The 18,964-nt window shown below is 71.0% G+C and carries 19 protein-coding genes and 1 pseudogene; 14 read left to right on the top strand and 6 right to left on the bottom strand.

Translation table 11 applies throughout. The annotated features are described in order from the left end of the window. Both MKK69_RS29055 and MKK69_RS29050 read left to right on the top strand, forming a co-directional pair. Positions 1-1,225, top strand: a 1,225-nt coding sequence (locus tag MKK69_RS29055) for a DNA translocase FtsK (protein WP_279598688.1), incomplete at its 5' end; no start/stop codon positions are given. Positions 1,226-1,439: 214 nt separating this feature from the next. After that, positions 1,440-2,351: a LolA family protein gene (locus tag MKK69_RS29050; RefSeq protein WP_243973639.1), complete on the top strand. Its 912-nt coding sequence runs from the start codon at positions 1,440-1,442 to the stop codon at positions 2,349-2,351. A gap of 12 nt (positions 2,352-2,363) precedes the next feature. Here the strand turns inward: MKK69_RS29050 and MKK69_RS29045 are convergent, their stop codons facing one another. Further along, positions 2,364-3,098 carry a lysophospholipid acyltransferase family protein gene (locus tag MKK69_RS29045; RefSeq protein WP_243973638.1) on the bottom strand — a complete coding sequence of 245 codons (735 nt, stop codon included), beginning with the start codon at positions 3,096-3,098 and terminating at the stop codon, positions 2,364-2,366. 174 nt (positions 3,099-3,272) lie between these two features. Here MKK69_RS29045 and xth point away from each other — a divergent pair, with 174 nt between their 5' ends. Together xth and MKK69_RS29035 are read left to right on the top strand one after the other, a co-directional pair. Beyond that, positions 3,273-4,082: an exodeoxyribonuclease III gene (xth, locus tag MKK69_RS29040; protein WP_243973637.1), complete on the top strand. Its 810-nt coding sequence runs from the start codon at positions 3,273-3,275 to the stop codon at positions 4,080-4,082. A 288-nt stretch (positions 4,083-4,370) separates the two neighbouring features. Beyond that, on the top strand, positions 4,371-5,249 hold the full coding sequence (locus MKK69_RS29035) for an SDR family oxidoreductase (protein ID WP_243973636.1): 879 nt from the start codon (positions 4,371-4,373) through the stop codon (positions 5,247-5,249). Between the two features lie 126 nt (positions 5,250-5,375). Here MKK69_RS29035 and ssb read toward each other — a convergent pair whose 3' ends face one another. Both ssb and MKK69_RS29025 read right to left on the bottom strand, forming a co-directional pair. Continuing rightward, entirely contained in the window at positions 5,376-5,939 is a 564-nt protein-coding gene (ssb, locus tag MKK69_RS29030) for a single-stranded DNA-binding protein (protein ID WP_243973635.1), read from the bottom strand. Positions 5,940-6,107: 168 nt separating this feature from the next. Then, positions 6,108-7,124 (bottom strand): NADP-dependent oxidoreductase, encoded by a 1,017-nt coding sequence (locus MKK69_RS29025; RefSeq protein WP_243973634.1) that lies wholly within the window; start codon positions 7,122-7,124, stop codon positions 6,108-6,110. A 122-nt stretch (positions 7,125-7,246) separates the two neighbouring features. Here MKK69_RS29025 and MKK69_RS29020 point away from each other — a divergent pair, with 122 nt between their 5' ends. Both MKK69_RS29020 and MKK69_RS29015 read left to right on the top strand, forming a co-directional pair. Continuing rightward, positions 7,247-7,642 carry a DUF4174 domain-containing protein gene (locus MKK69_RS29020; protein WP_243973633.1) on the top strand — a complete coding sequence of 132 codons (396 nt, stop codon included), beginning with the start codon at positions 7,247-7,249 and terminating at the stop codon, positions 7,640-7,642. A gap of 215 nt (positions 7,643-7,857) precedes the next feature. Continuing rightward, positions 7,858-8,034 carry a hypothetical protein gene (locus MKK69_RS29015; protein ID WP_243973632.1) on the top strand — a complete coding sequence of 59 codons (177 nt, stop codon included), beginning with the start codon at positions 7,858-7,860 and terminating at the stop codon, positions 8,032-8,034. A gap of 11 nt (positions 8,035-8,045) precedes the next feature. Here the strand turns inward: MKK69_RS29015 and MKK69_RS29010 are convergent, their stop codons facing one another. The 3 genes from MKK69_RS29010 to MKK69_RS29000 form a co-directional block, all read right to left on the bottom strand. Next, positions 8,046-8,426 (bottom strand): hypothetical protein, encoded by a 381-nt coding sequence (locus tag MKK69_RS29010; RefSeq protein ID WP_243973631.1) that lies wholly within the window; start codon positions 8,424-8,426, stop codon positions 8,046-8,048. Between the two features lie 169 nt (positions 8,427-8,595). Beyond that, a complete protein-coding gene (locus MKK69_RS29005; protein ID WP_243973630.1) occupies positions 8,596-8,970 on the bottom strand; it encodes a hypothetical protein in 375 nt (124 codons plus the stop codon). A gap of 52 nt (positions 8,971-9,022) precedes the next feature. Beyond that, positions 9,023-9,970 carry a sulfite oxidase heme-binding subunit YedZ gene (locus MKK69_RS29000; RefSeq protein WP_243973629.1) on the bottom strand — a complete coding sequence of 316 codons (948 nt, stop codon included), beginning with the start codon at positions 9,968-9,970 and terminating at the stop codon, positions 9,023-9,025. A gap of 201 nt (positions 9,971-10,171) precedes the next feature. Between MKK69_RS29000 and MKK69_RS28995 the strand changes: the two genes are divergently transcribed. From MKK69_RS28995 to MKK69_RS28960, 8 genes and pseudogenes are all read left to right on the top strand, one after another. Next, complete coding sequence (locus MKK69_RS28995; protein ID WP_243973628.1) at positions 10,172-11,182, top strand: aldo/keto reductase; 1,011 nt, start codon at positions 10,172-10,174, stop codon at positions 11,180-11,182. A gap of 84 nt (positions 11,183-11,266) precedes the next feature. Then, positions 11,267-11,536 (top strand): type II toxin-antitoxin system RelB/DinJ family antitoxin, encoded by a 270-nt coding sequence (locus tag MKK69_RS28990; protein ID WP_243973627.1) that lies wholly within the window; start codon positions 11,267-11,269, stop codon positions 11,534-11,536. Positions 11,537-11,851: 315 nt separating this feature from the next. Next, on the top strand, positions 11,852-12,616 hold the full coding sequence (rimP, locus tag MKK69_RS28985) for a ribosome maturation factor RimP (RefSeq protein WP_243973626.1): 765 nt from the start codon (positions 11,852-11,854) through the stop codon (positions 12,614-12,616). A 63-nt stretch (positions 12,617-12,679) separates the two neighbouring features. Beyond that, complete coding sequence (gene nusA / locus MKK69_RS28980) at positions 12,680-14,305, top strand: transcription termination factor NusA (RefSeq protein ID WP_243973625.1); 1,626 nt, start codon at positions 12,680-12,682, stop codon at positions 14,303-14,305. Positions 14,306-14,330: 25 nt separating this feature from the next. Then, complete coding sequence (locus MKK69_RS28975) at positions 14,331-15,053, top strand: RNA-binding protein (RefSeq protein ID WP_243973624.1); 723 nt, start codon at positions 14,331-14,333, stop codon at positions 15,051-15,053. A gap of 76 nt (positions 15,054-15,129) precedes the next feature. After that, positions 15,130-18,072, top strand: a complete 2,943-nt coding sequence (gene infB, locus MKK69_RS28970; RefSeq protein ID WP_243973623.1) for a translation initiation factor IF-2 — start codon at positions 15,130-15,132, stop codon at positions 18,070-18,072. A gap of 105 nt (positions 18,073-18,177) precedes the next feature. After that, the gene (rbfA, locus tag MKK69_RS28965) at positions 18,178-18,603 is read left to right on the top strand and encodes a 30S ribosome-binding factor RbfA (RefSeq protein ID WP_243973622.1); all 426 of its coding nucleotides are present in this window, start codon (positions 18,178-18,180) and stop codon (positions 18,601-18,603) included. Between the two features lie 66 nt (positions 18,604-18,669). Continuing rightward, a pseudogene (locus MKK69_RS28960) lies at positions 18,670-18,964 on the top strand (tRNA pseudouridine(55) synthase TruB); the annotation flags it as partial.

The raw sequence follows: 18,964 nt of genomic DNA, 5'->3' as shown, positions 1-18,964 counted from the left end.
GAGCAAGCACAAGCTGGCCCTGTGCCTGGGCAAGAACATCGGCGGCGAGCCGATCATCGCCGACCTCGCGCGCATGCCGCACCTGCTGGTCGCCGGCACCACCGGCTCGGGCAAGTCGGTGGCGATCAACACCATGATCCTGTCGCTGCTCTATCGGCTGAAGCCCGAGGAGTGCCGGCTGATCATGGTCGATCCGAAGATGCTGGAACTGTCGGTTTATGACGGCATCCCGCACCTGCTCTCCCCCGTGGTCATCGACCCGAAGAAGGCGGTGATCGCCCTCAAATGGGCCGTGCGCGAGATGGAGGAGCGCTACAAGAAGATGGCCAAGATCGCGGTGCGCAACATCGACGGCTACAACGCCCGCATGAAGGAGGCCCGGGAGAAGGGCGAGACCATCACCCGCACGGTCCAGACCGGCTTCGACCGGCATACCGGCGAGGCGGTGTTCGTCGAGGAGGCGATGGACCTGACGCCGCTGCCCTACATCGTGATCGTGGTCGATGAGATGGCCGACCTGATGATGGTGGCCGGCAAGGACATCGAGGGGGCGATCCAGCGGCTCGCCCAGATGGCCCGCGCGGCCGGCATCCACCTGATCATGGCGACCCAGCGCCCGTCGGTGGACGTGATCACCGGCACGATCAAGGCCAACTTCCCGACCCGGATCAGCTTCCAGGTGACCAGCAAGATCGACTCGCGCACGATCCTGGGCGAGATGGGCGCCGAGCAGCTGCTCGGTCAGGGCGACATGCTGTTCATGGCCGGGGGCGGGCGCACGACCCGGGTGCACGGGCCGTTCTGCTCGGACAGCGAGGTCGAGACCGTGGTCGCCCATCTCAAGCGCCAGGGCCGCCCCAGCTACCTCGACGCCGTCACGGCGGACGACGAGGAGGGCGCGCCCGAGAAGGGCGGGAAGGGCAAGGCCGGCGCGGCGGAACTGGAACTCGACGGCGCGGTGTTCGACCAGGGCTCCTTCGGCGAGGCCGGCGGCGACCTCTACGAGCAGGCCGTGCAGGTGGTCCTGCGCGACCAGAAGGCGTCGACCAGCTACATCCAGCGCCGCCTGCAGATCGGCTACAACCGCGCCGCCTCGCTCATGGAGCGGATGGAGGTCGAGGGGATCGTCGGCCCGGCCAACCACGCCGGCAAGCGCGAGATCCTGGTCGCCGGCGCAGCCCACCAGTCGAGCGGGATGGGCAGCGGGATGTACGACGACGAGTGAGGCCCTCCGCCCGGGCCGTTCCCTCCGGGGGGGCGGCCCGGGCGTCGCATCTTCGCCACAGGGCGGGGTTCTAACGGCCGCCGCGAACCCGTCCCGTCCTCGCCCCGCTCGCGAGGACGGCGTGCCGCAACGTCCGCGGCGGCCTGCCGACGTCATGGTCCGCCCTCATTTGGCCGCCGGAACCCGCCCAGCGGGTCCGCAGGAGATTCTGCCGATGATCGGCCGCCGCATCCGCACAGCCGGCTCCGTGATCGCCGCCGGGCTGTGGCTCGCGACCGCCGACCCGGCTCAGGCGCAGGTCGGCGCCTTCATCGACAGCCTGTTCGGCCACAAGGACGAGCCCGCCCCGCAGCCGGAGGCCGCCCCGGCGGCGCCCGCGCCCGCCAAGAAGGCCGCGCCCAAGCCGAAGGACCCGGCGAAGGAGGCCTCGAAGCCCGGCACCCCCAAGCCCGGCAAGGCCGTCGACAAGCCGACCGAGAAGGCCGAGCACAAGGCCCGCGACCCCAAGGTGGCGGCGGTCGGCGCCCCCGCGGCGATCGACCCCGCCGAGCCGGCGGATGCCGCGACCCTGCTCGCCCAGGCCAACGCCTATTTCAACGGGATCGACACCCTGACGGGCAGCTTCATGCAGACCGGCGCGGACGGGCGGCGGATCGGCGGCAAGCTGACGCTGGCCAAGCCCGGCCGCCTGCGCTTCGACTATGAGCAGCCCTCGCCCCTGCAGGTGGTCGCCGACGGGACCTCGGTGGCGGTGCGCGACCGCAAGCTCAACACCCAGGATCTCTACTTCATCGCCCAGACGCCGCTGAAATTCCTCCTGCGCGAGAAGATCGACCTCGCCCGCGACCTCACCGTCATCGATGTGGCCAACGACCCCGGCGGCGTGCGCATCAGCCTGGAGGATCGGGCCACGCTCGGCGGCACCTCGAAGATCCAGCTGTTCTTCGATTCGGAGATGAAGACCCTGTCGCAATGGCGGATCACCGATCCGCAGGGCTACATCACCACGGTGACCCTCTCGAACCTGCAGAAGGGCAAGAGCGTCGACGGCAGCCTGTTCTTCATCAATTACGGGCGCGCCGAGGACAAGGCGATGCAGCAGCAGATCCAGCAGGCGCAGCCGTGACGGGGCCTGCCCTCAGGTCGCGCTGAGCCCGGCCGCGCCGCCGGGCCGCCACCGGTTCAGCTCCCGGTCGATCGCACCCTCGGTGCCGCGCAGGAACTCCGCGGGCGGCAGGCCCGGGGCGAGGGCGGCGAGGTAGCTCACCACCACGGTCCCGGCCCGGGTCGCCGCGCCCCCCGGCCAGAACAGGCCGGAATTCACCGCCACCGGCACCACCGGCAGGCCGAGCCGGCCGTAGAGCAATTCGACACCGCGCTTGAAGCGCAGCGGATCCTCGATCCCGCCGCGGGTGCCCTCGGGGAAGATCAGCACCGATCGGCCGGCCGCCACCGCCTCCCGGCCCCCGTCGATCATGGTCCGCAGGGCCTGGGTGCCGTTGGCCCGGTCGATGACGATCATCGGTGAGCGCCGCAGGAACCAGCCGACCACCGGGATGGCCAGCAACTCCCGCTTGGCGACGATCGCCACGTCCGGAACCAGGACCAGGAAGGCCAGGGTCTCCCAGGTCGATTGGTGGTTGGCGACGATCAGGCAGGGCTCGGCGGGCAGGTGCTGGCGGCCCTCCTCGACGTAGCGCAGCCCGACGATGCGCCGCAGCCCGGCTAGGATGCCGCGCGCCCAGAGGCGCGTCGCCCGGCGGATCGGCCGTTCCGGGGCCCCGGCGAGGAGGAAGATCGCCAGCGGTGCGAGGAACAGGGTCGTCCAGGCCGCCCAGTAGACGGCGAACAGGAGCGAGCGGGCATGGGCCATGCGGGGCCTCGACGAGGGGCCCCGGAGAGGGCAGAGAGACGGGCATAGCGCCTGCCGGTCAGGTGCGCACGGCATTTCGCGCCGGCGGCGGTGATCGGACTGTCGCGGGGCGCGAAATCGGCTATCGGAACACATTGCCGTTCCAACCCCGCCGTCCCAACCCCGGCCCCGCCCGTGCAGTTTACCGTCACCACCTGGAACATCAACTCGGTGCGCCTGCGCATCGACCTCGTGCTGCGCTTCCTCGCCGAGCACCGGCCGGACGTGCTCTGCCTCCAGGAGACCAAGTGCCCGGACGACGCCTTCCCCCTGAAGGATTTGCGCGGCTCGGGCTATGAGCACGTGATGTTCGCCGGCCAGAAGGGCTACAACGGCGTCGCGATCCTGTCCCGGTTCCCCCTGCACACCCGCGGCGTGATGGGCTTCTGCGAGCGTCCGGACGCCCGCCACATCTCGGCGGTGCTCGGGCCGGAGGCGGGGGCGGCCGCGGGGATCGTGCTGCACGATTTCTACGTGCCGGCCGGGGGCGACGTGCCGGACCGCGACCGCAATCCGAAATTCGCCCACAAGCTCGACTTCTTGGCCGAGCTGCGCGCCTGGGGCGGCAAGCGCGCCTCCGGACCGGCGATCCTGGTGGGCGACCTCAACGTGGCGCCCCTGGAGCACGACGTCTGGTCGCACAAGCAACTCCTCGACGTGGTCAGCCACACCCCCGTGGAGACCGCGGCGCTGGAGACCCTGCGCGGGGAGGCGGGCTGGATCGACACCGCGCGCCACCTCACCCCGGAGCCGGAGAAGATCTACACGTGGTGGAGCTACCGGTCCCCCGACTGGGCCGCGGCCGACAAGGGCCGGCGCCTCGACCACGCCTGGGTGTCGCCGGATCTCGCCGGCACGATCCGCGCGGTCGCGGTGCTGCGCGACGCCCGGGGCTGGGAGCGTCCCTCCGACCACGCGCCGGTCACATTGACGCTGGACCTCTGATCCGGGGCGCGGCGCGGAACTGCGACCGCAGCCGGGCATTGCCCGCTCGCAACGTCGTGATGCGAGCTGGCCCCATGCGCAAGATCCTGATCGCCCTTCTGCTTCCCAAGGTCGTCTCCTTCCTGCACCGCCGGTACGGCAACCCGCACCCGACCCGGGGCCGCGCGTTCTGAGACTGTATTAGGACGACGCCCGCGCCGGTGTCCGGCTGTGACGGCCGGGTGCAGGATGCCCCATCCCGCGCGGCCCTCGTCGGCGGCGATCACATCCGCCGAGGAGCCGCCCCCCATGACTCAGGATCCGCGCGAGGCCGGGCCGCGCCCGCCCTATCCCGGTGACCAGCAGCAGACCCGCCCGGGTCTGACCACAAAGATGACGCCGCGGCCCGACCACGGCGAGACCAGCTATGTCGGCAAGGGTTTGCTCGCCGGGCAGGCCGCCCTGATCACCGGCGGCGATTCCGGTATCGGCAAGGCCGTGGCCATCGCCTATGCCCGCGAGGGTGCCGACGTGGCGATCTCCTATCTCGAAGTCGAGCAGGAGGATGCCGAGGACACGAAGGCCTGGGTCGAGAAGGCCGGGCGCCGATGCCTGTTGCTGCCCGGTGACATCCGCGACCCGGACCTCTGCCGGGACCTCGTCGCCCGCACTGTCGCGACCTTCGGCCGGCTCGACATCCTCGTGAACAACGCCGCCGCGCAGGTGGTGAACGAGGGGCTCGACGACCTGAAGTCCGCCGACATCGAGGGCTCCTTCCGAGCCAACGTCTTCGCGATGTACCACCTCGCCCAGGCGGCGGTGCCGCACATGAAGCCGGGCGCTGCGATCGTGAACAGCACGAGCGTCCAGGCCAAGGTCGCCGATCCGACCATGCTGATCTACGCCGCCACCAAGGGCGCCATCGCGAGCCTGACGATCGGCCTGTCGAACCTGCTGGCGCCGCAGGGTATCCGGGTGAACTGCGTCGCCCCCGGCCCGATCTGGACGCCGATCCAGCCGATCGTGAAGAATCCGGAGCAGATCGCGCAGCTCGGCGCGCAGACGCCCCTCGGGCGCGCCGGCCAACCCGGGGAACTGGCGCCGGCTTATGTCCTGCTCGCCTCCCGCGAGGGCAGCTACATGTCGGGCGCCCTGGTGCCGGTGACCGGCGGCATGCCGATGTACTGAGAGGGAGCGATGGCCGGACCCGGCCGCCGTCGCATCGCTCGCATGGACGACACGGATCCGGGCGCCCCTTGCCCCGTAGATCGAAACCCGCCGCGCGGAGCGGCGGGTCCGATGAGCACTTAAAAACTAGAACGGGATGTCGTCGTCCAGATCGTAGCCGCCGCGGCCACCGCCGCCGCCGCCACTTGAGGCCGCCGGCGCCGGACGCCGGTCTCCACCCTGGGCACGGCCGCCGCCGAAATCACCGCCCCGGTCGCCACCCCGGCCACCGCCGGATTCGCCGCCGCGGCTGATCTGGCCGCCGCCCTCGTCCTCACCGGCGATGTCGCCGCCGCCGCCCCGCCCGTCGAGGATCGTCATCTCGCCGCGGAAGCGCTGGAGCACCACCTCGGTCGTGTACTTCTCGACGCCGGAATTGTCGGTCCATTTCCGGGTCTGGAGCTGGCCCTCGATGTAGACCTTCGAGCCCTTGCGCAGGTACTGCTCGGCGACCCGGGCGAGGTTGTCGTTGTAGATCACGACCGAGTGCCACTCGGTCTTCTCCTTGCGCTCGCCGCTCGCCTTGTCCTTCCACGATTCTGAGGTCGCCAGCCGCAGGTTGCAGACCGGATCACCCGAGCCGAGGCGGCGCATCTCGGGGTCGCGCCCGAGATTGCCCACCAGAATCACCTTGTTGACGCTGCCCGCCATCGCTCTCTCCTGATCGTACCGATCTCACAGGGCACCAGCCCGCCGTCGCGCGAACCATGCGCCCGGGCCTCCGAGGCGACAACCTGCGGATGGAGCTTGTGCCCGATATCCGCATCGTCGCCGAGTCTGTTTGTTCTACATCTGTTCACAAAAGGCGGCAAGCCGGGCTCACGATACGTGGACGAGGAGCTTGCCGAAGTTCCGACCCTTGAGCAGGCCGATGAAGGCTTCGGGGGCGTTCTCCAGGCCCTCGACCACGTCCTCGCGGTAGCGGATCCGGCCGTCCTGGATCCAGCCGCCGACCTCCGTCCGGAAGGTCTCCGCCTGGTCGGCGAAGTCCCAGACGATGAAGCCCTGGATATGGAGCCGGTTGGTCAGGACCGAGCGCATGAGCGCCGGCAGGCGGTCGGGGCCGGGCGGGACCTCGGTGGCGTTGTAGGCCGAGACGAGGCCGCAGACCGGGATCCGCGCGAAGGGATTGAGCAGCGGCATCACGGCCGCGAAGACCGCGCCGCCGACATTCTCGAAATAGACGTCGATCCCCTTCGGACAGGCGGCGGCCAGGGCCGCCGGGAGGTCGGGCCCCCGGTGATCCACCGCGGCGTCGAAGCCCAGTTCCTCGGTGAGGTAGCGGCACTTGTCCGGGCCCCCCGCAATTCCGACCGCCCGGGCCCCCTTGAGCTTCGCGATCTGCCCGACCAGCGACCCCACCGGGCCGGCGGCGGCGGCGACCACCACGGTCTCGCCGAATTTCGGACGGCCGATATTGAGGAGGCCGGTATAGGCGGTCATGCCCGGCATCCCGAGCACGCCCAGGGCCGTCGAGGGCGGGGCGGCCTCCGGATCGACCCGGCGCGACCCCTTGCCGTCCGTCACGAAATACGCCTGCCAACCCGCGAAGGCCGTGAGCAACTCGCCGACGGCGAAATCCGGATGGTTCGAGGCGACGACCTCGCCCACCGTCTCGGCGGTGATCGGTGCGCCGATCTCCACGGGGGCCGCGTACGATTTCGCGTCGCTCATGCGGCCGCGCATGTAGGGGTCGAGGGACAGCCACCGGGTCCGCAGGAGCACCTGCCCGGGCCCGGGCTGCGGCACGGGGACCTCGTCGAGGCGGAAATTCTCAGGGCGCGGCTCCCCATGGGGACGCGAGGCCAGGACGATGCGACGGTTCATGGCGGTCATGGTGGATTCCCGGTGACTGGCTTCCAGCCCCGATCTGGGGCTCCGGGCCGCGGCGGCAAAGGTGCGGAAGCGATCTCCTGGGGGACTCAGGCGTTGTCGTGTGCCTGAACGCGGAGAAACCCATGCTGAGGACGGTGCTCGGTCTCGGACTCGCGATGCTGACGGCGGCTGCGGCGGCCGGCCCGCTCGACGGTTATCGGGATCGCGCCCGGGTCCTGGTGCTCTCGGCGCCCGATGGTGCGGACGCGCGGCTGCGGGCACAGCGCGCGGCCCTGGACTCGGCCCGCGATGGCCTCGCCGAGCGCGACCTCGTGGTGCTGGAGGCCGTCGGGGCCGGGGCCGAGGCGCAGGCCCTGCGCGCGCGGCTCGATCTGTCGGCGGAGGGCTTCCGGGCCGTCCTGATCGGGAAGGACGGGGGCGCCAAGCTCAGTTCGGCCACGCCGATCGCCCCCGCGCGGCTGTTTGCGACCATCGATGCGATGCCAATGCGGCGCGCCGAGATGCGGGGGCGGCGCTAGAGCCGTTCATTCATTTGACGTGCACGCGCACGCCGGACCCGTATCCGCTCCGGTGGCGTGCGCCATAGGCGCGGAATCCTGTGATCGGGCGCGCCCGGGCCGAGCGACCGACACCAACGGTTAAGCCTACCGGCCTATCACCGGATCGTGTCGACGGCCGCGTCACGGCCGTCCCTTCAGGCCCACCAGGACGCTCCACGAGACGCTCGAGACCGATGAACCGACACCACGTTGCCACCGCCATCCGCCGCATCGTCGCCGCGCAGGTCGAGGACATCGAGCGCGCGGTCCGCGACGGCCACAAGACCATCGCGCTGAACGAACTGGCGGATCTGAACCGCCAGCTCAAGGCCTTCGCGGCCGTCCTGAAGAAGGCGCCGGCCCGCATCTGAGCCGGGCCGTCCTACCAGCGCGGTCCCCCCCAGCGGGGTCCGCCCCAGCGGTGGGGTGGCTCCTCGTCGGGCGGCGGGGGCGGCGGCTCGCGGTCGAAGGCCGGCGCGTCGCAGACCCGCACCCGGCGCACCACCGGCGCGCCGTCCGGATCGAACCGGCGCCGGACGAACTCGCGGCACGCCTCGGGCGGTGCCGCGGAGAAGCGCGGTCCGCGAAATTCCGGCTCGGGCGGCGGGGGTGGCGGCGGCCGCCGCCGCTCGTAACCATCGGGCGGGCCGCCATAGCCGTGTGCCGGCGGAAACGGGCCGTCGAAATCGGCGGCGTGTGCCGGGCCGACGGCGAGGAGCAGCGCGCAGAACCCGGCGCGCCCGATGACATGACGGAGGGGCACTGTACGGCCTCGGCAGGAAGCGGCGGCGGGGATCGCGGCCGTCGATGCCGGAGACTGCGCCGCGCCGGCTGAACCCCTGCCGCGTCGGCCGTTGGCCGCCGTTCAGGCGGCGCTTCGGTTATCGCATCAGGATCCCCGAAAACCGGTTTCCACCGTGCCGCAGAACGCGTCAGTTCTGCATCGCGTTGATCTCGCACTGCGCGTATTCCGCACTCGCCTTCACGTAGGCGTTGAGCTTCTGCGCGTAGGCCTCGGCGATCGGGCGGAACGCCTGCGCCTGAAGATTGTAGGCCTTGACCGCGTCGTTGAAGCTGTAGGCCTCCCAGCCGGGACAGCCGCCCTTGGCGTCGAGGCAGGCCGGTTTCTCGGGGAGCGCGGGCTTGCTCGGGCGCATCGCGGCCGGCGGCGGCTCCGGCGGCTTGCAGACCGCGGCCATCGGGGCGGTGGCCGCCGGGGCTGCCTTGTCGGGCCCGGGCTTGGCGGGCGCCGCCAGGGCGATGGCCGGGGCGAGCATGCCCGCGATGAGGAGAAGCGTGCCGCGCATAGCCCAGGTCACTCCGCTGCGGCGAGGTCCGCCGGCGGCGGGTTCTGCGGCATCAGGCGGGCGGCGACAAGGGTTCCGAGGCGGCGGCTCTTCCTGTCGTCCCGCGCGCCTCGCCCGCGCGCTGCCGGCCGGGCGCGGGACTGGCCGTTGTGCCGGCGGTCCGCGCGCCGCGCAGGAGCGCGATGGCGGGCATCAGCAGCCCGGTTGCCAGCACCCACCAGGCCGGCCGGATCGGACCGGAAAAGTCGAGATTGGCCGCGAGCACGAGGCTGGCCGGGACCCCGCTGGCGAGCCCGTACCAGGCGGCTTCGAGCGCCGCGGTGGCGAGGCTGGACAGGATCGCGAGGAGCAAGAGCGACCACGGCCGCTCCGGCCACTTGAACCGCCGCATCGCCCGCCAGCCCATCAGCAGCAGGAACAGCCCCGCCGAGAAGACCGGGTCGCTGACGTCGATCTTCGATTGCAGGAAATAGTGGACCAGCGCCAGGACGGTGATCGTGTAGACGAGCCGGTGCAGCCGGTGCCAGTTCGGCCCCAGGTTGCGGATCGCCGCGTCCGTGGAGGTCAACCCCAGGGCGATCAGCCCGATCAGCGCCACGAAGCCGATCGTCAGGTAGAGCCGCAGGGCGATCTCCGACGCGACCTTCGTGAGGATCAGGTTCTGGTCGACAGCGTAGAGGGTGAGATGCGCCACCGCATAGGCCATCACGGTGACGCCGAGCATGCGCCGGACCACCAGAACCTTTCCCCAATCGGCGATCCGGCGCAGCGGCGAGATCGCCAGGGAGAACAGCAGGAAGCGCACCGCCCATTCGCCGGTGGCGTGGATCAGTGCGGTGATCGGCTTGGCGCCGAGCGCGTCGAGCCGGTAGGCGGCCGCGAGGTACAGGGCCGGCGCGACGCAGGCGAGGAACACCGCGAGCTTCAGCCCGGACAGGCGCCCGGCCCGGTCGCGCCAGGGGAGGGGGATTCCAAGGGGAACGGTCAGACGGTCCATCATGGGTCTCGGACAAGGTTCCGTCGGATGGTGAGACTCGGCGATCCGGACCGCCCGCGACGAGAACCATCGCCTCCGGCCATCGGTGCCGCCGCGGGTCGGTTCGCCGCGGCGGCGCGCGGGTTACAGCGTTCCGTCGCTCCCTGTGTTGACCTCCGTCGCCCCGTGCCGAGATAGCAGGGCGACGGACACCGGATGGATCCCATGCAGTATCGCACTCTCGGCCGCTCCGGCCTCAAGGTCTCGCCGATCTGCCTCGGCACGATGATGTTCGGCGGCCCCACCGACGAGGCCACCGCGGGCCGCATCGTCGGCAGCGCCCGGGACGTAGGCATCAACTTCATCGACACGGCCAACGTCTACACGGACGGGCGCTCGGAGGAGATCACCGGCCGGGCGATCAAGGCGGAGCGCGACGCCTGGATCCTGGCCACCAAGGTCGCCAACCCGACGGGTCCCGGCGTCAACGATCGCGGCCTGTCCCGGGTCCACGTGATGAAGGCCGCCGAGGACAGCCTGCGCCGGCTCGGCACCGATTTCATCGACATCTACTACCTCCACAAGGAGGATCACGACACGCCGCTCGCCGAGACCGTGCGGGCGATGGCCGATCTGGTGCGCGCCGGCAAGATCCGCCATTTCGGTGTCTCGAACACCCGGTCCTGGCGGGTCGCCGAGATCTGCCGGCTCTGCGACGAGGCCGGCATCGACCGGCCGGTGGTGAGCCAGCCCTACTACAACGCCTTCAACCGCATGCCCGAGACCGAGCACCTGCCGGCCTGCGCCCATTACGGCCTTGGCGTCGTCCCGTATTCGCCGCTCGCCCGCGGCGTGCTGACCGGCAAGTACGACCCCGACGCGCCGCCCCCGGCCGAATCCCGCGCCGGCCGCCAGGATACCCGGATGATGCAGACCGAGTGGCGGCCCGAATCCCTGCGCATCGCCCGCACGCTCAAGGAGCACGCTGAGGGCCGCGGCATCACGGCCGGCCAGTTCGCCACCGCCTGGGTGCTGAACAACCGCCTCGTCACCGGCGTCATCGCCGGGCCGCGGACGGAGGCGCAATGGCAGGAATATCTCGGCGCCCTCGACTACGCCTTCACCCCGGAGGACGAGGCCCTGGTCGACGGCTTCGTGGCGGCGGGGCACCCGACCACGCCCGGTTACAACGACCCGGCCTATCCGCTGGAGGGGCGGGTGCCGCGGGGCGGCTGATCTCGGCCGCATGTTGCGCCCGGCCATCCATGGTGGCGCCGATGCGCCGTGCGACATGTCGGGCTGGCAAGAGGGCGGGCGACAATGGCCGCTCGGACGCACGAAAAGGTCAGACCTGCGACCAAGACCAAGTCGGTCCGGGCGCAGGTCGATCCAGGGGTGAAGCCTGAAGCCGCGGCTGTTCTCGGTGCGGTCGGCCTCTCATTGTCGGACGCATTCCGCTTGATGCTGCAACGGGTCGTTGCCGAGGGCCGGTTGCCCTTCGACCCGCCACCGGCAAAACCGCATACGGAGCCAGATCGACCGAAACTGCACTGGGTCCGCATCGGTTCGCATAGCGAACTCGCTCCATGAGGGACGCCGCGGATCCAACAGGGCATAGAGATGGTCTGCGCTGGGACCGAGCTTTCGCGCCTGCCGTGTACCGGCTCGCGTGCGAAACGGCAGTTTTGCGAAGGCTGCCGTACGCCGCGATGTTTGCGAGCCGTCACGACGCGCGCTGATCGACCTTGCACTCGCGACCGACCGCGGCTATCTATCGCTCAACAGTTCTGATGGCAGTCGAGAGGCTGCGGTTCGGGAGTGGGCCCCACCGGGTCCGCTCTTTTTTTTCGCCGCACGCCGTGGGCGAGCCACGCAGAACGCCGCGAAGGTTGCGCACCACCACACATGTCGTCCGAGATCGAAGCGGATCTGTCCGAGAAGCGCCTCGTCCGCGAGGCCGGGGCTGCCGCGCGCGTCGCGCAGGCGATCGAGGGGCCTCTCGCGGGCTTGGGCTTCCGGCTGGTCCGGGTGCGGATGTCCAACGTCAACGGCTGCACCGTTCAGATCATGGCGGAGCGGCCGGACGGCACCTTCTCGATCGACGATTGCGAGGCGGTGAGCCGGGCGATCTCGCCGATCCTCGACGTCGACGATCCGGTGGGCGGCGCCTACAATCTGGAGGTGTCCTCGCCCGGCATCGACCGGCCGCTCGTCCGGGTCTCGGACTTCGCCCGCTGGGCCGGCTACGAGGCCAAGGTCGAGCTGAGCCCGCCGCTCGACGGGCGCAAGCGGTTTCGCGGGATTCTGGGTGTTCCGGATCCGGAGACGCTCACCGTCCCGATCGACCTGCCCGACGTGAAGGAAGGTCTGCCGAGTCGCATCGACCTGCCGCTCAAGACCCTCGCTGACGCCCATCTCGTCCTCACCGACGAGCTGATCCGCGAGTCGCTCCGCCGCGGTGGGCCGCCCGCCGGGGACGAGGCCGAGGAGGTCGAGGACGACGAGCCGGCCGAGGAGCCGCAGGCGTCGCCCGCGCGCAGCGCCTTCCGCCCCAAGGGGCCGAAGAAGGCCAGCCCCGCGGCCAAGCCCACGAAACCGGCGCGGACCGGGCCCAGGAAGCCGGTGGTGAGCAAAGCCTCCCGGCTCAAGGACCGCGACTCGCTGCACTGAGACCCCGCGTCGGCCGCCGCGCGGCCGGCACAGAGATTTGACGGAAGAGAAGGACCGACACCGATGGCCGTGGTCAGCGCCAACAGGCTCGAACTCCTCCAGATCGCCGACGCGGTCGCCCGCGAGAAGGTGATCGACCGCTCCATCGTGATCGACGCGATGGAGGAGGCGATCGCCAAGGCGGCGCGCTCCCGCTACGGCGCCGAGACGGACGTGCATGCCGAGATCGACAACAAGACCGGCGCGCTCCGCCTGTCGCGCCACCTGCTGGTGGTCGACCAGGTGGAGAATGACGCCCGGGAGATCACCCTCGACCAGGCCCGCCGCTACAATCCGGGCGCGCTCGTCGGCGACGTGATCTCCGACACCCTGCCGCCCTTCGATTTCGGCCGGGTCGCCGCGCAATCGGCCAAGCAGGTCATCGTCCAGAAGGTGCGCGACGCCGAGCGCGCCCGCCAGTTCGACGAGTACAAGGACCGCATCGGCGAGATCCTCAACGGCATCGTCAAGCGGGTCGAGTATGGCAACGTCATCGTCGATCTGGGCCGCGGCGAGGGCATCGTCCGCCGGGACGAGATGATCCCGCGCGAGACCTTCCGGCCGGGGGACCGGATCCGGTCCTACCTGTTCGACGTGCGCTCGGAGGTGCGCGGGCCGCAGATCTTCCTGTCGCGCTCGCACCCGCAATTCATGGCCAAGCTGTTCGGCCAGGAGGTCCCCGAGATCTACGACGGCATCGTCGAGGTGAAGGCGGTGGCCCGCGACCCAGGCTCCCGCGCCAAGATCGCTGTGATCTCCCGCGATGGGAGCATCGATCCGGTCGGTGCGTGCGTGGGCATGCGCGGATCCCGGGTGCAGGCTGTCGTGGGTGAGCTGCAGGGAGAAAAAATCGACATCATCCCCTGGTCGGAGGACGAGGCGACCTTCATCGTCAACGCCCTCCAGCCGGCCGAGGTGGTCAAGGTGGTGCTCGACGAGGAGGCCGACCGCATCGAGGTGGTGGTGCCGGACGACCAGCTGTCGCTGGCCATCGGCCGGCGCGGCCAGAACGTGCGGCTCGCCTCCCAGCTCACCGGCTGGGACATCGACATCCTGACCGAGGCCGAGGAATCGGAGCGCCGCCAGAAGGAGTTCGCCGAGCGGACCCAGGTGTTCATGGAGGCGCTCGACGTCGACGAGACCGTCGGCCAGCTGCTCGCGGCGGAAGGTTTCCGCAACGTCGAGGAGATCGCCTATGTCGACACCCAGGAGCTGTCCGGCATCCAGGGGCTCGACGAGGAGACGGGGGCCGAGATCCAGGCCCGTGCGCAGGACCACCTCGCCCGGATCGAGCAGGCGCACGACGCCCGCCGCACCGAACTCGGCGTCGCCGACGAGCTGCGCGAGATCGAGGGCATCACCACGCCCATGATGGTCGCCCTCGGCGAGAACGAAGTGAAGACCGTCGAGGATTTGGCCGGCTGCGCCACCGACGATCTCGTCGGCTACACGGAGGGGCGCGGTCCCGAGGCCGTGCGTCACGCGGGCTATCTCGACGGGTTCGACCTGTCGCGAACCGAGGCCGAGGGCCTGATCATGGCCGCCCGCCTCAAGGCCGGCTGGATCGAGGCGCTGCCGGAGCCGGAGGCCGAGGAGGGCGCCGAGGCGGCCGAGGGCGAGGACGCAGCCCCCGCGCCGGCCGAGGCCTGAGCCGAGAGAAGGCGGCGGAGGCGCGATGGTCGCGGTCGAGACGATTCTGCCCGAGGACGGGCCGGAGGCCGGGGGGCTCGATGCCGGCCCCGGCCGCCGCGCGCCCACGCGCACCTGCATCGTCAGCCGCGTCGCCCAGCCGCCGGAGGCGATGATCCGATTCGTGCGCGGCCCGGACGGCACCGTGGTGCCGGACCTGCGCGCGAAACTGCCCGGGCGCGGGGCCTGGATCAGCGCCCGGCGCGAGGCCGTCGCCACGGCGGTCCGAAAAAACCTGTTCGCACGGGCGTTCAAGGGGCCGGCCCCGACCGATCCCGACCTGCCCGACCGGATCGCTGCCGCGCTGCGCGAGGATCTGCGGCAGGCCATCGCCCTGGCCAACAAGGCGGGCTGCCTGGTCGCGGGCTTCTCAAAGGTCGAGGCGGCCATCGGCGGCCAGCCCGGTGCCGTCGCGGTGATCCATGCCGCCGAGGCCACCGCGGACGGGCGGCGCAAGATCGCCGCGGCCTTGCACCGGCGCCACGGTGAGGCCATGTCGAGGATACCGATCATCGACGACCTGTCCGAAGATGAATTGGACATGGCCTTAGGTCGGGATCATGTGATACACGCTGCGCTCGTCGCAGGAGCCGGGGCCGCCGGCTGCCTGTCGCGTTGGCGTCGGCTACGCTCCTTCGAGGGCGCCGCCGCGGCGACCGGGGAGCCCGATCCAGCCCGAATCGGCGGGATCGACGAAGCCTCACGTTGACGACGCAGGAATGATTTGACCGGCGCCACCGGGCGTCGGTTCACGGGACGATGGAAACCCTCAGGGTTCAGGCTGAATGAGCGATACGAACAACCCGGGCGACAAGACTCTGAACAGGACTTCCCCGAAGCCGCTGTCCCTCAAGCGGCCGATCGAGGCGGGAACGGTGCGTCAGAGCTTCTCCCATGGCCGCTCCAAGCAGGTCGTGGTCGAGACGGTGAAGCGCCGTGTCATCGGCGCGGCGCCGGCCGCCCCTGCCCGCGAGCCCGCCCCGGCGCCCCGTCCGGCGGCCCCCGCGCCGACGGCGCCGGCCCCGCGCCCGGCCCAGCGCTCCGCCTCCGGCGTCGTGCTGCGCACGCTGAGCGAGCAGGAGAGCGCGGCCCGCGCGGCAGCCCTCGCCGACGCGCAGCGCCGGGAGGCCGAGGCCCGCCGCAACGCAGAGGCCGAGGCCGAGGCGCGCCGCCGGGAGGCCGAGGAGCAGGCCCGCAAGGCCGCCGAGGCCGCCGAGGCCCGCCGCCGCGAGGAGGAGGCCCGCAAGGCCGCCGCCGCCGAGGCCGCACGCGCCGCCGAGGAGGCTGCCAAGGACGCCGCGAAGGAAGCCGCGAAGGCCGCAGCCGCGGCGCCTGCCGCGGTAGTTCCGGCTCCAGCCGCCGAGGCACCGGCCCCGGAGGCGCCGCCCGCCGCCGCCGCAGCCCCCCGTCCGGCCCCGGCGCCCGCCCAGCCCGCCCCGGCAGCTGCGCCGCCCCGCCCGGCCGCCGCGTCGCCGCGCCGGCCCGAGGGCGCCCGCCCGGCGGCGTCCGCTGCTCCGGTGGCCGCCCCGCGTCCGCCGCTGACGCCGCGCCCCTCCACGGGTGAGCCGCGCAAGACGATCACGGCCGACACGCGCAAGCCCCGCGACCTCAACTTCATGGCCCGCCCTGCTCCGGCACCCGAGCCGGAGAAGAGCGCGACGCCCGCCACCGCCGCCCGCCCCGCCGGTGCCGCCACCGCCGCGCGCCCGGCCGGCCGCGGCGCCCAGACCAACGAGGACGAGTCGGAGACCAAGCGGGTGATCCGCCGTCCCGGCATGCCGCTCAAGATCATCACGCCGCCCAAGACGCCGAAGTCCCCGGGCGGAGACCGCAACCGCGGTCGCCTGACCATCGCCACGGCCACGTCGGGCGAGGACGAGCGCACGCGTTCGGTCGCCTCGTTCCGCCGCCGCCAGCAGCGGATGAGCGGCCGCGGCCACGTGGAGCAGAAGGAGAAGCTGTCCCGCGAGGTGACGATCCCCGAGACGATCACCATCCAGGAACTCGCCAACCGCATGTCGGAGCGGGCCGTGGACGTGATCCGCATGCTGATGAAGCAGGGCCAGATCCACAAGATCACCGACGTGATCGACTCGGACACCGCCCAGCTCATCGCCGAGGAGCTCGGCCACACGGTGCGGCGCGTCGCCGAGTCCGACGTGGAGGAGGGCCTGTCCTCCGACGAGCCGGATCTGGAGGAGGATCTCGATCCCCGTCCGCCGGTGGTCACCATCATGGGCCACGTCGACCACGGCAAGACCTCGCTGCTCGACGCGATCCGCAAGGCCAACGTGGTCGAGGGCGAGGCCGGCGGCATCACCCAGCACATCGGCGCCTATCAGGTCGCGTCGCCGTCCGGCGACATGATCACCTTCATCGACACCCCGGGCCACGCGGCCTTCACGTCGATGCGCGCCCGCGGCGCCAAGGTCACCGACATCGTGGTGATCGTGGTGGCGGCCGATGACGGCGTGATGCCCCAGACCATCGAGGCGATCCAGCACGCCAAGGCGGCGGGCGTCCCGATGATCATCGCGGTCAACAAGATCGACAAGCCGGACGCGAACCCGCAGCGGGTCCGCACGGAACTGCTCCAGCACGACATCCAGGTCGAGTCGATGGGCGGCGAGACCCTGGAATTCGAGGTTTCGGCCAAGACCGGCGACGGCCTGCCGGAGCTGCTGGAGGGCATCCAGATCCAGGCCGAGATCATGAACCTGCGCGCCAACGAGAAGCGCGACGGCGAGGGCACGGTGATCGAGGCCCAGCTCGACCGTGGGCGCGGCCCGGTGGCGACCATCCTGGTCCAGCGCGGCACCCTGTTCACCGGCGACATCGTCGTGGCCGGCGCCGAGTGGGGCCGCGTGCGCGCCCTGATCGACGATCTCGGCGAGAACGTCCAATACGCCGGCCCCTCGGTTCCCGTGGAGGTGCTAGGCTTCAACGGCACCCCCGATGCCGGCGATCGGGTGACGGTGGTGCCGAGCGAAGCGCGGGCCCGCGAGGTCACCGAGTACCGCGCCCGTCAGAAGCGCGAGCGGCAGAATGCCCGCACCGGCGGTGCCAACCGCTCGCTGGTCGACATGATGCGCGACCTCAAGGAAGGCGCGGGCCGCAAGGAACTGCCGGTCGTCATCAAGGGCGACGTGCAGGGCTCGGTCGAGGCGATCTCGGGCGCCCTGGAGAAGCTCGGCAACGACGAGGTCGCGGCCCGCATCCTCCTGTCCGGCGTCGGCGGCATCACCGAATCGGACATCACCCTGGCGCAGGCCTCGAAGGCCGTGGTGATCGGCTTCAACGTGCGCGCCCTCAAGGAGGCCCGCGAGGCCGCCGAGCGGGCGGGCGTCGAGATCCGGTACTACAACATCATCTACGACCTGGTGGACGACATCAAAGCCACGCTGTCGGGGATGCTGCCGCCGACCCTGCGGGAGGAGCGCCTCGGCGAGGCGACCATCCAGGAGGTCTTCGAGGTGTCGAAGGTCGGCAAGGTCGCCGGTTGCCGCGTCCAGGATGGCATCGTGGAGCGGGGCGCCCATGTCCGCCTGATCCGCGACAGCGTCGTGATCCACGAGGGCAAGCTGAAGACGCTCAAGCGGTTCAAGGACGACGCGAAGGAGGTCACCTCCGGCCAGGAATGCGGCATGGCCTTCGAGAACTTCGAGAACATGCGCGCCGGCGACGTGATCGAGTGCTACCGGGTCGAGGAGATCCGCCGCACGCTCTGAGAACCCGGACTCATCCGGACCGGGCGGCCGCGGCACCTGCCGCGGCCGTCTTTTCTTTTTTCAGGACGTGAACCGGCCGCCCCGGCGAAGCCGGCCCGAGACAGAATGGCCCAGAAACCGACCTCCACCGGCCCCTCGCAGCGCCAGCAGCGCGTGGCCGAACTCGTGCGCCACGCACTGGCCGAGGTGCTCCAGCGCGGCGACATCCAGGATCCGGTGCTCGGCACGCATGTCGTGACCGTGCCGGAGGTGCGGATGTCGCCGGACCTGAAGCTCGCCACCGCCTACGTGATGCCGCTGGGCGGCCTCGACGAGGCGCCGGTGATCGCCGCGCTGGAGCGCCACCGGAAGGTGCTGCGCCAGGAGGTGGCGCGGCGGGTGAACCTGAAATTCGCGCCCGAACTGCGCTTCCGCCGCGACGAGACCTTCGACGAGGCGGCGCGTATCGACAGGCTGCTGCGGAACGAGCGCGTGCAGCGCGACCTCGATTCCGCACCCGACGACGAACCGGAGACCGGGACGGGACATTGAGTCCCGGAACCGGACGGACATGGACGGGGCATCGACCCCGGGGGACACGCGGACATGACGGTTTCCATGGAAGATTTGCCGCCGGCTGAGCGTGCGGCTCCCGCGCCGGGCGCCGAGCGCCGAGCCCCGGAGGAGCGCCGTCCGCAGCGCGGGCCGCGTCCCGACCGGCCGAAGCGCAAGGATGTGTCCGGCTGGGTGATCCTCGACAAGCATGTCGGCATGACCTCGACCCACGCGGTCGCGGTGGTGAAGCGCGCCTTCAACGCCAAGAAGGCCGGCCATGCCGGCACCCTCGACCCGCTGGCTTCCGGCATCCTGCCGATCGCGCTGGGCGAGGCGACCAAGACCGTCCCCTTCGTGA

This window comes from Methylobacterium sp. J-026 (genome assembly GCF_022829585.1).
In the GTDB taxonomy this organism is placed as follows: domain Bacteria; phylum Pseudomonadota; class Alphaproteobacteria; order Rhizobiales; family Beijerinckiaceae; genus Methylobacterium.
This window is presented reverse-complemented; position numbering and strand designations above follow the sequence as displayed.